The organism is Granulicella sp. S156, from assembly GCF_009766105.1.
GTDB lineage: Bacteria > Acidobacteriota > Terriglobia > Terriglobales > Acidobacteriaceae > Granulicella.
The window spans coordinates 268,574-281,701 of record NZ_LMUH01000001.1; the positions used below are offsets into that span (position 1 = coordinate 268,574).

Below are 13,128 nucleotides of genomic sequence, written 5' to 3' on the forward strand. Positions count from 1 at the left end.
CCTAACCCCGCTTGCGCTCCACCAGCTCCTCCATAGCATGACGAAGGTTCTTGACGCTCTTTGCCAGCACCACATGTCGGACATACTCATCCAAACCCACCTGCCCCAGGAACACACTCGCATTGCGATGCGTCACCGGGCTCGGCACCGCCGTCCGCAATGCCGAATGGAATGCATCCGCCCGCGTAGCTCGTGCGATCTGCTGCACATTGTCCGGCCTCACGCCTCCGCCCACCATTATCTCGACCCGCCCCGCAGACACATCCACCATAGCCGCGATCTGATCCAGCCCTTGCATTGCGCTCGGTGCGCCGCCCGAGGTCAGCACCCGGTCCACCCCGGCTTCCACCACATCATTCACCGCGGCCACCAAGTCTCGCGACATATCAATCGCCCTGTGAAAGGTCACCTTCATCGGCCGCGCCAACTCTACTAACTCTCGTGTCCGCGCGATATCCACATCTCCCTGAGCGGTCAAAATTCCAAAGACCACGCCATCCGCGCCAAACTCCGCCGCCAGCGCGATATCGTCACGCATCACCCCAAACTCTTCGTTGGAGTAGACAAAGTCGCCGCTCCGCGGCCGGATCATCACATACAAGCCCAGCCCAACCCTGGTGCGAACCGCCCGCACCAGCCCGGCACTCGGCGTGATCCCGCCCTCACGCAAAGCCGAACACAGCTCGATGCGCTGTGCGCCTCCCTGTTCGGCCGCAATTGCCGATTCAAGCGAATCGACACAAATCTCTAGTTCCATCATCTCTCGTACACCACATCCAAGATCCAAAGTCTGCATCCAACGCCCGTCTTCTATCCGCGCCTCGCAACGTGGCCAATAGTCCGAGCTCCACTAAATTGCGCAAGAATGCGGTTGCCTCTCTATTTCGGGGCAACCGCACTCTCGCTCATAATTTCCGTATCACCAGCGATCCTGGCCCAATAAGAGAACTAGTGCGGCCACTGTTCCGGCCGCACCAAGGTTAGAAGCTGTACTGCAGCCCCATCTGGATCGTATGGGGCGAGAAGTGGTTCACGACCCCGATTGCTGAGTTCGTGCTCGTCAGCAACGATCCAAAGTTGGCATCCGTTACTGTCGAGTCCGGTTCCAGCAACTGAGGGCTGCTATGCCACGTCGCTCCCACATTGAACATCTCTACTCGATACTTCAACTGCTGCGTCTCGGTAATCTTGAAAACCTTACCCAGACTGGCATCGAAGTTCGTGAAGAACGGGGTCCGCTCCGGTGCCTTGCCTGCGTCACCATAAGTTCCAAGCTCAGGGGTCGAGTACTTTGAGGTATCGAACCACTGCGTGTTGGAGCTATGGAAGCCCGCGCTGTTATGGAACGTCGAGTTCGCCAGGAAACGACCCGGCCAGTTGTCGCTGGTCTGATCCGTTTGCACGCCGCCATAGATGGCAAACGGGAAGCCCGAAGCGATCTGGTAGATACCGCTGGTCGTCCAGCCACCCAGCAGCCAGTTGAGGTGAGGCACATTCGGCAGTTGGTAGTCGTACGTCGCCACCACGCGGTGCGTCTGGTCGGCGGCCGAAAGGCCGTAGCTCAGGGACGTGTGGTGCGGGTCCTGCAGCAGGTTGTCTTCGCCATCGATGTTGTTGATGCCCGAGGTCTCATCCATGCTCTTCGAGTAGGTGTAGTTCAGGTGGTAGGAGAAGCCATGCCTCGGCCGCTGAATCAACTGCACCTGTAGCGAGTTGTAGGACGACGAGAACAGGTTTGCGTTCGCATACATCGTCGGAGGCAGATTGCTCCACTCCTGGCGCGTATCGATCGGCTGGAAGTTTGGATCACTGGCGCAATTATTGCTGCTGTTGGCCAAAGACGCATCGAGCAACGAGTTGCAAGGATCTCCAGCCGTAGTCGGCTGGAACGCCACGTTGATCAGAAGCTGCGTCGCCTCATGCACCCCATGCGAACCAACATAGTTCATATCCAGCAACAGGTTTTCCTTGATTGCATATTGGTAGCCAAGGCTCCACTGCTGGTTGTAGGGATTGTGGTTGCCAGGCCAGTACACCTGCCCGAACGGCCCTTTATAGGCAGGCAGACTGAATGCCTGCAATGCGGTAAGCGGAGCCGACCACAGGTTCTTCAACTGAATCGGCGAAGCCGACTCCGTACCGGTGCCAGAGATGATCGGGGCTGCATTCAACGTATACAGCGAGTTCTCGTCGAACTGTGTCCCGTCGTAGAAGCGGTTGTACGTGTCGTAGAACAGGCCGTAGCCGCCGCGGATCACGAGCTTGTCCATGTTTGGCGGACGGTAGCTGAACCCGATGCGCGGTGCGAAGTCCTTCTTGTCCAGATGCACCAACTGATTGCTCACGCAGCAGCCCAGATAGTTTGGGTTGCCACCCGCAGCAAGAATCGGTGCGGTGAAGCTCGAATCCGCCCACTCGATGCTACCCTGTCCGGCCGGATTGAAGGCGTCGCCACTGTTGTGAATGCTATGGAAAGACGTCGGCCGCTCCCATCTGAGACCTAGGTTTACCGTGAGCCGGTCGGTCAGGTGAATATCATCCTGCGCAAACACGTTGTAGTTGTTGCCCCACAGCCAGTACAGGTCACTGCCCAATGGTGGAGGTCCGTTCGCTCCCTGTACCTGGCCCAGCAGGAAGTCTGCCAGCGGATTACCCGCCGTTGCGCCCAAAGAACCTGCAGCCGCAGGATCCGAGGCTGTGTACTCGCCGTTGAAGCTTAGGGTTCCTTCAGCACTGTAGGAGTCGCGATCCTTCAGGTTTACGCGGCGGAAGTCGATGCCGAAGTTCAATACATGCTTACCCTTCACCCAGGTCACTGTATCCACACCCTGGTAGATGTTGTCCCACTGCTCGTACGGACTGTCGCCACCATACGAGTGGTAGAAGTTCGAGAAGTTCACGCTCGGAATGTCATAGTAGGCAGGAATCGCGACCGAATTTGCGAAGCCCGCCTCGGTCGCAAGATCCGCGCCGTACGCAGTGTCTTGCCCTGTGAAGAAATGCTGCCGGTTGTAGCCCAGCGTCGCAGCATTGATCAGGTTGTTATTGATCGTGTGCTGCCAAGTCAAGCCGAACAACCGGGACCGCTCGAGCGTCTTACCCGACTGGCCGGCCCACAGCGAGGGATTGTCGTCATCCTCGCGCGAGAACAGCCCCGTAAAGAAGAACCGGTCACGGCTGAAGTTCTGGTCGATCCGGAACAGCTCCTTGTCCGTACCGATCTGGTTGTTCACCGACGCGATGTAGTTGTAACAACCCGCCGTCACTGCAGCCGAGATCGTGCAGTTGGTCTGGTTCGGCGCGTTGATGTACTTCGCCAGGGCAACCGCCGTCGCACTCAACCGTGAAGGATCGATCACGTTCGCCACACCGTTGTAGCTGAACTGCTCGCGGCCTGTCGGATTGGCAGTTGTAATCGGAGCTAGACCCGTCGTCGCGGGGTCGTAGATCGGATATGGGTAGTCGGTGAAGTTGCCCTGCAGTTCCGCCGCAGAAGCCACCACACCGCCCGAAGGCGAACTCGCCGCATGACGCCGGCCGCCATCGTAGCTGAAGAACCAGAACGTCTTGTCTTTGCCGTTGTAGAGGAACGGGATCGTGAACGGCCCACCCAGCGTGCCGCCGAACTGATTCTGCTTGAACCCAAGCTTCGTCGGATTGTTGGTTCCGTTGAGCTTGTTCTCCGCGACCACGCGCTGATTCGTCGGATTGAACGCATCGTTCTGGATAAAGTCGTACGCTGCCCCATGGAACTTGTTCGTGCCGGACTTGATCGCGACGTTTACCTGGACCGATCCCTGACCACTATCGGCGCCATACTGTCCGTTCTCGAGCTTGAATTCCTGGATCGCCAACTCGCCGGGAATGTTCGTCGGCGCGCTGAAGAAGAAGTCCGTGTCCGTCACGCCGTCAATCGAGTACGAGATCGAGTCCGCGTGCGCGCCATTGATGCTCACTTCCTGAAATCCACCTGAGCCCTGACCATTGCTCGTGTTCAGACCGTGCGCCACATACCCCGTATTCTGGATACCACCCGGCGTAATCGTCGTTCCCACGCCGATCTGCAGCAGGTTCGTGAAGTCCCGCCCATTCAGCGGTAGATCCTCGATCAACTTGCCCTGAATCACCTGTCCAGTCGTAATGTTGTCCGTCTGGAGCATCTGCCCCTCGGTGGTCACCGTTACCGTCGAACTTGTGCTGCCAACCGACAGCTTGAAGTCCTGGCGTACGCTCTGATTGACCTCAACCACCAGCGTTCCGCTCGTCACCGCCAGAAACCCAGGCGAAGCGATTGCAACCGTGTAATTGCCCGGATTCAACTGCGCAGCGAAGTAGTCGCCGCTCTTCGTCGTGGTAAACGTTTTCACGACACCCGTCTCAATATTTGTAACTGTGATCGTTGCACTTACAACGACCGCGCCCGAAGGATCGACGACATGGCCCAAGAGTGAGCCCTGGGCGCTCTGGGCCATACTTGGCCGCCCCATGCCGAGCGCCACGAGGACGACGGCGACAAGGACTTGTCGCCAAAATGTTTGCAGGTTAGCGTGACACATGCTTGTCCCTCTTTCTTAACTCCGGTGAGTTGTGCTCAATTCCTGGACGTCTTCTATCCAGATTGAGGTCAGATTGCAGTTGTATGAATTCACATTACTGCAAAATGCAAGTTTTGGCCATAAAAATGACGACATGCGCTAAAACTATTCAAAAACATGCTTGAATACTTCAAAAATGCACCCACGACTATCACTTCACCCGTCTACAAGCAATCACGATGTTTTTAACGGATTTTTGAGTTCCGCCACATCGCGCCGATGATACGACGTGCGACTGGAGATTCGGGCGAAGCCAAAATTCGGTCAAATTCAGGAGTCTGCCAACCCAAAGTGGCGGGAGTGAGAGTGGGGCTGGAGTCGGTACTGCCGGAGATTCACAACTGAGCTGGATTGCTATGGGATAGCATCCGTTTGAAACAGCGTAACGGTGAAAGTGGCCACCGTTGGCATATTCCCACAGCTTTGCCCTGTGTTTTCCAAGCTAAATTGTTGATTTAATTGGCTCCTGAGGTAGGACTCGAACCTACAACCCTTCGGTTAACAGCCGAATGCTCTGCCATTGAGCTACTCAGGATCACGCGAGAAAACGCTACACAGCCGGGCGGCTGCACTCCTATTGTTATAACAAAACAGCAGGTGCTGGTCAAAGTGGAAAGCTACAGCTCAGCGGTATCATCCTTTTAGCTTTTAGGTTTGGAGACACACATCCCACGCATCAGTCGACTCAACCGCTCCGAGATTTCCGAAGCCTCGCCCGAACTCACTGTTATCTGCCCCGAATGCGGCAACGCGCCCTACTTCGGGACTGTTGCACATCGACCACAGGTATTAGAGTTACGGGTACAACAGTACAACGATATTGAAGTAGCTGAAAGGCTGGCTGTCTCTGGGAGCGCAAGCGCCGACAGCAGCCTCATGATACTTCCCTGTCGCCAACTTATTATTCAATTCCTCGGGCAACCGCGTCAGGCTCTTGGCGGTGAAACGCATCACGAACCAAGGCTGCCTTGCTCCCGCATAGCCTGTATCCATCGTGCAACTGCGACGAGCATCCTCCGGCATCGACAGAAGCGTCAGCGGGGTGGCGGCCGTCAACAACGATCCAACAGCGGTCTCCTGCTCGTCGAAGGTTAGATCGTCTACCCTATGTCCAAAATCCTCAACTGCGTAGAGTTGGCCGTTACGGCGCAGCACACTAATCCCGACAACATCGGTCAGCGGATCAAGTAAGTTGTCACGATGGCCGGTCGAGTTCATCCACGCGTCCTGAATTCGAATCGCAGTGGAAGCCTGCGCAACATTTTCGGCGATGCTACTGAATCTGGCGCCAGCCTGACGACCACGTTCAGCGAGTTCCAGTTCGCCTGGATACTGATGCGATATCGAAGCACGGGAGGCCATCTCGCGAGCGTGCCCCTGGGCCGCGCGATACAAAGCATCGTCCCAATGAAACGGCTGCAAACCGCGTTGCGCACGTTCCGCGTTCGCCGCGGCAAAGAGATATTGCTCGGCCACTGAGCCCGGCCCTTGAGCGGAAGGCTCCTGCGCATGTAGTGGGGTTCCGCAAAAGGCAGAACATAAAGCAGTCGCAAGAAGTATCCCAAAACATCTCATAAAAATCAGGCAACCAGCCAGACAAAAGATAGCGCGAAATCCTAACCCAACGCGTCCCTTTGGCTATGATATCTGCCCCGGAAGACGGTCGCGATAGCGCGTCATCAGCGTAAACAGCTTCCGGGCGTTCCAGTAGCGCGGAATGTATTGCTGCGGGTTAGAAACCGACCGGAAAAGCCAGCCGAGATACAACTTATCTGCCCAGATGGGGATATAGATTTGATCTCCACTAAGAAACGCGATAGCCGCGCCAATGCAGTGAATCGCAGGCAAATAACTGAGGTTTCTCTTGAGATATAGCCCGAGTCTCTCCTGTGTGCCACCACCTACGGTAACGATCACATGTCGGGGTCTCAGGAGCTCCAGCTTCTGAAGCAAGGCAGTGTCTTCAATCTCTTTGCCGTAAATCGGCGCCGTGTAGACACAATCAAGGGGAGTCTCAATTCCCTCCCCGTTAAGCCAAGTCAGATTGTGTTCGGCACTGATTGGGCTGGCCATAATCCAAACAGTATTTCCTGGCTGGCGCATATCAGGCTGTATAAGAAGTTCGCGGAGATATTCAAGCCCGGAGAGCCTCGTAATAGAGTCCCGCTGTAGGCGATTCCAAACGAGCACCATAAAGGCGGAATCTGTAATCGCCAAATCTGCGTTCACCAGAGACTCGCGATACTCGGTGTTCCACTCAAGATCCTTAAGCGCTGGGGCCGCTGGCACTACCAGAAGACCACCACCCCGCATCCGCTCAACAGCCTGTGCTGCCGTCCCATGAAAAAAATCGATCCCGAGTATCTTAGTATGATCTCGCGTCGTGCGCTCGGGCCCTACTCGATCCAGAGTTTCTGGGAGCATGTCGGCTACTTGCCCTTTGCTCCGATCATAATCTGCTCTTCGATCCATCGGTAGGTCTTCTCCAGGCCGTCGCGCAGACGAATCGAGGGCTCCCAACCAAGTTTCTGCAAAATCAGCGTATTATCGCTGTTCCGCCCGTTGACACCCTTTGGCGCATTCAGATTATAGTAACGCTTCAGCTTGATTCCAGCGATTTCTTCTGCGATGTCGACAAGTTGGTTAATCGTCACCAACTCGCTCGATCCGATGTTGATCGGCTCGTCAATCTCGCTCTCGACGAGCATCTGAGTTCCTTTGATGCAGTCGTCGATGTACATGAAACTCCGGGTCTGCTTCCCATCGCCCCAGATGCTGATCTCGTGCTTGCCGGAGCTCTTCGCCTCAATGACTTTGCGGCAGATGGCCGCAGGGGCCTTCTCTCGACCACCGTCCCAAGTGCCTTCTGGGCCGTAGACGTTGTGATATCGCGCCACACGAGAGATTAAGCCATAGTCCTCTTCAAAATGCCGGCACATGCGTTCACTAAAGAGTTTCTCCCATCCATAACCGTCTTCAGGCATCGCCGGATAGGCGTCGGACTCTTTGAGGGCGACAACGTCAGGGTTGATCTGTTTTTCGCCGTTGTAGACGCACGCCGAAGAAGAGTAAAAGAAGCGCTTGACACCAACGCGCTGCGCCGCCATCAACATGTGCGTATTGACCAGCACACTCAACATGCACAGAGCCTTATTGCTCTCGATAAAGCCCATGCCTCCCATATCCGCTGCAAGCTGGAAGATCACAGAAGAGCCCTCAGCGGCTTTGAAGCAATTATCTTTATCCTTTAGATCGAGCGAGACACTTTCAACACCTTCGGTGATCTGGAACCACTCGTCTAATGGCTTGATATCAACAGCGCGAACGACCTTGACACCGCTCGCAACGAGGCTCTTGACAAGATGTCCGCCAATAAAACCGCCCGCACCGCAGACAACTGCCGTTTCTCCTCGTAAATCCATTCAAAACTCCGTTCGTTTCTGGCCTAAGCGACAGCTATTACATACAGCTCAACTTAGTGAGCGAGTGTTGTTTGTGACTTGTTCTTCCTTACTAGTCTATGTGCCCTCCTCCGAAAGTCAAGGCGCTCAGTTCATCTCACAGTTTTTGCGTTTGCCTGGGGACGGTTATCATCAAGATCGTTGAGCCACTTGCAGCAATCACGAGGGCGGCGAACCATGCGCCGAATCGCACATCACAAACTGGCATCCGCCGGGATCGCGATCCTGCTCATATTCTTGGCCTGCGCAATCTTCGCTCCATTCCTGGCTCCTCACGATCCGGCACAACTCAACCTGTCTGCGCGTTTGCTGCCTCCTTCCACAGCCCATTGGTTCGGCACCGATGAGCTTGGCCGCGATGTTCTTTCGAGGACAATCTATGGCGCTCGCGTTTCGTTGACTGTGGCGGTCGCTGTGGTCAGCCTTTCGCTCGCCCTGGGGCTGTTGCTGGGCTCCGTGGCAGGCTTCTATGGAGGCTTCACCGACACGGTCGTGAACGTCTATCTCACCAATGCGTTCCTGGCATTGCCAGGAATCCTGCTGGCAGTAGCCTTTGTAGCGTTCCTCGGACCAAGCCTGACCAATCTGATTCTGGCATTGGCGCTGGCGGGTTGGGTGAACTATGCGCGATTAGTGCGAGCACAGGTGATGGCCATGAAGGAACGCGAGTTCGTGCAAGCGGCACGTTCACTCGGAGCCAACGACATGCGGCTGATTCTGCGACATATTCTGCCAAATATCGTACAGCCGCTCATCGTACAAGCAGCTGTAGGCATGGCCGCAGCCGTTCTCGCCGAGGCGACTCTCAGTTTTTTGGGCCTCGGCGTGCAGCCTCCTACCCCTACCTGGGGTGCAATGCTGAACGATGCACGCTCGCATCTGTTCGAATCACCCTACCTCGTCTTCTTTCCTGCTACGGCTGTAGCGCTCTGCGTGCTATCGTTCAACTTCGTGGGAGACGGCCTGCGAGATTTCCTCGATCCACGCACACGCATCCGGGAAGGGCTCTGATCGATGCTGGTTGGCGTTCTCTCCGACACGCATGGCCTCCTGCGGCCGCAAGTCCTCGAGGCACTCACTGGGGTGGAATACATCCTGCACTCAGGCGACGTCGGCGACATTCGCATCCTCGACAGACTGCGTGAAATTGCTCCCACGACGGCGATTCGCGGGAATATCGACTCTGTCGGTCCCTGCGCTGGACTGCCCGCGACCGAGGCGATTGAACTTGGCGGGCATTTTCTCTACATGGTGCATGCGGTCGAGGATCTTGACCTCAACCCGCGCGCTGCGGAGATACAGGTCGTGATCTCCGGCCATTCCCACAAACATTCCATCACACACCGAGATGGCGTTCTGTATTTGAACCCCGGCAGCATAGGGCCACGGCGGTTTTCGCTTCCGATCACCCTGGCACTCCTGCATCTCGAACCTGAATCTGGATCCGGACCTGGGAACATGCGTGCGGAGATTGTTGAACTTGCCCTGTGAGTGGGCACACCTTCGCTCGTACCCCTACCGCCGCATCCTCGGGTCCACAATGGCATATGCCGCATCGGTGAGCAGATTAACAAGAACATAGGTTAGGCCTACGGCGAGGATGCAACCCTGTACCAGCGCATAGTCTCGGTTTGAGATGGCCGAAAGAGTCAAACGGCCTAAGCCTGGCCATCCAAAGATCGTCTCCGTGACAATAGCACCGGCGAGCAGAGAACCAAACTGTAACCCCACCACCGTCAGCACGGGGTTCAACGCATTGCGCAGAGCATGCCGGTAGACCACCGTTTGCTCCGATAAGCCCTTGGCCCGCGCCGTCCGAATGTAGTCCTGACCAAGCTCCTCAAGCATCGACGTCCGCACCATGCGCGTAAGAATCGCCGCCATACCCAGCCCAAGGGTAATGGCCGGCAGCACCAGGTGACGCAGAAAGTCGCTTGTGCCAACGCCAGCTCCCGAAACCGGAAGCCATCCCAGGCCAATAGAGAAGACAATGATAAGAATCGGTCCCAGGGCAAAGTTGGGAAACGACAGGCCAACGAGACTGAGAAGGCCCAAGGAACGATCAGGCCAGCGATCACGCCGTCTTGCCGACACAACGCCCGCAGGAATAGCCAGACCGACTCCAATCAGCATCGCCGCTACTGTCAACGCAAGAGTGTACGGATAGCGCTGCAGCACCAAATGCAATACGGAGTCATGCAGCCGCAGCGATTGACCAAGATCCGCATGGCCAATGCCCCGCCAGTAATGCAGGTACTGCTCGCTCAGCGGAGCATCTAGACCATAGGCATGGCGCAAGCCCGCGATGTCCGCCGCGGTTGCCCCTTCACCAAGCATCTGCACAATCGGATCGCCCGGGACGATGTGAATCAGCAGAAAGACTACCGTAACGACGAGCCAGAGCACTGGCAGCGTCAGAAAAAAACGCCGGGCGATGTTCCTTGCCGTCTGACGAAGCTGTGATCTTGGGGGTGTACTCAACGTGTGTCTCCGGTCGTAACGCCGCGAAACTTATCCTGCTTCGAATCGTCGTTGATCTCCTCGATGCGGACGCGCGCAATTCGCTGGCCCTTCATCTCCGCGATGAAAAAGCGCCGGCCCTCATAGTCGATCGACTCGCCAACATCAGGAATATGCCCAAGCTGCGCCAGCAGAAAGCCGGCAAGAGTCTCCACCCCCGACTCGCGCGGAAACTTCCAGCGAAGCTGCGTCACCAGATCGCGCAGAGAAGCACTACCATCGATCATCAGGCCACCATCGGCTGTGGGCAAAGGGAGATTCTTGCCGATGTCGAACTCGTCATGCACCTCTCCAACGATCTGTTCAAGTGCATCTTCCGCCGTCACCAAACCCAGCGTGCTGCCGAACTCGTCCACCACAATCGCGATCTGGCGGCGACGTTCCTGGAACTCCTGCAGCAGTTCAACCGCCAGCTTCGTCTCTGGCACCACCAGCACATCACGCATCACCTGGCGCAGCGTGATGTTGGACGGGCCATGGCTGCCCAGGCCCTGCGCAACACTGCGAAAGTGCATCAGGCGGGAGATGTCCTTCGAATAGACAACACCAATGATATGTTCACGACCGCGCTCGGGGTCGTAGATGGGAACGCGCGAGTGCTGTTCCTCAACGATGCTGGCGCTGGCCTGCTCCAGCAGCATGTCTGCGGGCAAGGAGAATATCTTGCCGCGCGGCGTCATGATCTCACTGGTCACTACGTGGTTCAGTTCGATGGCACGATGGATGATCTCTTCCTGAAAGGCCGGCAGCAGGCCCATGCGACGCGTCGCCGTAGCCATCAGCTTCAACTCTTCCGGCGAGTGAGCCGCCGACTCCCCACGTAAAGGTGCACGAAAGACCCGCAGCACTATCGCTGCCGAGACATTCATGACCTTAATCGCGGGCCGGGTCATGCGGATAAAGACATCCACGGGCCCAGCGACCGCCAGCGCAATGCGTTCCGCGCGTTGCAAAGCGAGAGACTTCGGTACGAGCTCGCCGAGCAGCACCTCAAAGTAGGTGATGATCGCAAAAGCGATCACAACCGCGATCGAGTGCGCATAGAGAACCAGATGCGTCTGCCCGCCAGGCAACCATGTCAGATGCCTCAGGCCGTGCATTAGAGCTTCCGCTATCGCGGGCTCGCCGATGCCACCCAGAGCAAGACTGGCCAACGTAACGCCGAATTGAACGGCGGGCAAAAAATCGTCGATATTGTTTTTGAGCTGGAGCGCGGTGCGCGCCCCTGGCCGGTTGAGTGCGATGAGTTGCTCAATGCGGGTCTCGCGGACGCTGACAAGCGCAAACTCAGCAGCCACGAAGAAGCTATTCGCCAGAATGAAGAAGGCGATCAGACTCCCGTGTACAAGCATCCATTCCAGCATTTCGCCTGAGTTTAGCATTCCGGGGAACGTCTGTGATGGACTCTACAGACATAGCAAAGGCCCATGGATTGAATCCACGGGCCTTTGCGAGATTTATTCAGCAAGCCGGGCTATTAGGCGCGGACCTGAGCTGTCTCTTGAACGAGCACACGCTTCAGCGACTGGTCGATGGTGTCCTTGGGGACAAAACCGACGATCTGCTCGGCAACTTTGCCGCCCTTGAAGATCAAGAGCGCGGGAATACCGCGAATGCCATAACGACCGGGCGTCATGTTGTTGCGATCAACGTCCATCTTCATGACCTTGAGCTGGCCGTTGTACTCTTCGGCAACGGCGTCGACGACAGGAGCCAGCGCGCGACAGGGACCACACCATGCTGCCCAGAAGTCCACCAGGACCGGGGTCTCGGATTGCAACACCTGTTTCTCGAACTCGGCGTCGTTAACTTCTGTGACAAACTGACCTGCCATATGACTCTCTCCTTTAGCCGCCTCGATTCTGGCAACTATATACACACATCTATCATAGATGCGCGGCGGTGGAAAACGGTGCAGGCTGCTGGGAATTGCATAACGCCTATTGCGTGGTGCAATTCAAAAAATGTCATTCCTTCCCACTGAAACCGAACTGGCCCGTCATTAGCGCGCGTGGCAACGAAGCTTGAAACATACCTTTTCAGCCATTTAGCCCAAAACATTTCTTGGATTTGTGTGTCAGATATTGTATTGGCAGGTATAGAAGTCGGTACCCTATTATCTGAGATCTACGCCCATGAATACCGTTCGACGCTCGTATCTCTATCACGTCGCGATACTTTGCCTCACGGTTTTGCTCAGCCAGACCGCGAACGCAGCGAAGCTCCCCCAGCTGCTCGTTCCAGGCACACCTTCTTCCTGTCTCAGGCTAACCTCTGCACGGCCTGAGCCCAAGAAGACACTCAAGCTCGCGGCTAAAAAGGTTCGTGGCCCGCGTCTGGCTCAGCGCAATGACACGGGTCTTTCGACGACCTCCTTTGCCCCGATCAGCTTTGCCAAAGCCTGCGCTCCTGGAGAGCAATGCACCCGCTTTGTTCTCCAAGCCAGCCGTGCTCTGGCGATCACGCCACAGTGCCGCTCTTTCGCGCTGCGCATCTAGTCCGCTTCTACATTCCATATTGCTCCCGCTTCGAAGCTCGTCTCTGAACGTGCG

The 13,128-nt window shown here is 56.4% G+C and carries 11 protein-coding genes and 1 tRNA gene; 3 read left to right on the plus strand and 9 right to left on the minus strand.

Annotated elements, in window-relative coordinates; translation table 11 throughout:
* Position 1: 1 nt before the first annotated feature.
* From GSQ91_RS01200 to GSQ91_RS01225, 6 genes are all read right to left on the minus strand, one after another.
* The gene (locus tag GSQ91_RS01200; RefSeq protein WP_254064305.1) at positions 2-760 is read right to left on the minus strand and encodes a copper homeostasis protein CutC; all 759 of its coding nucleotides are present in this window, start codon (positions 758-760) and stop codon (positions 2-4) included.
* Between the two features lie 220 nt (positions 761-980).
* Complete coding sequence (locus GSQ91_RS01205; protein ID WP_158819423.1) at positions 981-4,556, minus strand: TonB-dependent receptor; 3,576 nt, start codon at positions 4,554-4,556, stop codon at positions 981-983.
* Positions 4,557-5,055: 499 nt separating this feature from the next.
* Positions 5,056-5,130: transfer RNA gene (locus GSQ91_RS01210), tRNA-Asn, on the minus strand.
* 260 nt (positions 5,131-5,390) lie between these two features.
* Positions 5,391-6,071 carry a CAP domain-containing protein gene (locus tag GSQ91_RS01215; protein WP_158819424.1) on the minus strand — a complete coding sequence of 227 codons (681 nt, stop codon included), beginning with the start codon at positions 6,069-6,071 and terminating at the stop codon, positions 5,391-5,393.
* A 162-nt stretch (positions 6,072-6,233) separates the two neighbouring features.
* On the minus strand, positions 6,234-7,019 hold the full coding sequence (locus tag GSQ91_RS01220) for a WecB/TagA/CpsF family glycosyltransferase (RefSeq protein WP_158819425.1): 786 nt from the start codon (positions 7,017-7,019) through the stop codon (positions 6,234-6,236).
* A 5-nt stretch (positions 7,020-7,024) separates the two neighbouring features.
* Positions 7,025-8,017, minus strand: a complete 993-nt coding sequence (locus GSQ91_RS01225) for an NAD-dependent epimerase/dehydratase family protein (RefSeq protein ID WP_158819426.1) — start codon at positions 8,015-8,017, stop codon at positions 7,025-7,027.
* A 189-nt stretch (positions 8,018-8,206) separates the two neighbouring features.
* On the opposite strand from GSQ91_RS01225, the gene GSQ91_RS01230 reads away from it, so the two are divergent.
* Positions 8,207-9,067: an ABC transporter permease gene (locus tag GSQ91_RS01230; protein WP_256370360.1), complete on the plus strand. Its 861-nt coding sequence runs from the start codon at positions 8,207-8,209 to the stop codon at positions 9,065-9,067.
* A 3-nt stretch (positions 9,068-9,070) separates the two neighbouring features.
* The gene (locus tag GSQ91_RS01235) at positions 9,071-9,547 is read left to right on the plus strand and encodes a metallophosphoesterase family protein (RefSeq protein WP_158819428.1); all 477 of its coding nucleotides are present in this window, start codon (positions 9,071-9,073) and stop codon (positions 9,545-9,547) included.
* 24 nt (positions 9,548-9,571) lie between these two features.
* Here GSQ91_RS01235 and GSQ91_RS01240 read toward each other — a convergent pair whose 3' ends face one another.
* The 3 genes from GSQ91_RS01240 to trxA form a co-directional block, all read right to left on the minus strand.
* A complete protein-coding gene (locus tag GSQ91_RS01240; RefSeq protein ID WP_158819429.1) occupies positions 9,572-10,537 on the minus strand; it encodes an ABC transporter permease in 966 nt (321 codons plus the stop codon).
* Positions 10,534-11,940 carry a hemolysin family protein gene (locus GSQ91_RS01245; protein ID WP_158819430.1) on the minus strand — a complete coding sequence of 469 codons (1,407 nt, stop codon included), beginning with the start codon at positions 11,938-11,940 and terminating at the stop codon, positions 10,534-10,536. The genes GSQ91_RS01240 and GSQ91_RS01245 overlap by 4 nt, the downstream gene beginning before the upstream one ends.
* A 113-nt stretch (positions 11,941-12,053) precedes the next feature.
* Complete coding sequence (trxA, locus tag GSQ91_RS01250) at positions 12,054-12,410, minus strand: thioredoxin (RefSeq protein WP_158819431.1); 357 nt, start codon at positions 12,408-12,410, stop codon at positions 12,054-12,056.
* A gap of 301 nt (positions 12,411-12,711) precedes the next feature.
* Here trxA and GSQ91_RS01255 point away from each other — a divergent pair, with 301 nt between their 5' ends.
* Complete coding sequence (locus GSQ91_RS01255) at positions 12,712-13,074, plus strand: hypothetical protein (RefSeq protein ID WP_158819432.1); 363 nt, start codon at positions 12,712-12,714, stop codon at positions 13,072-13,074.
* Positions 13,075-13,128: the final 54 nt, after the last annotated feature.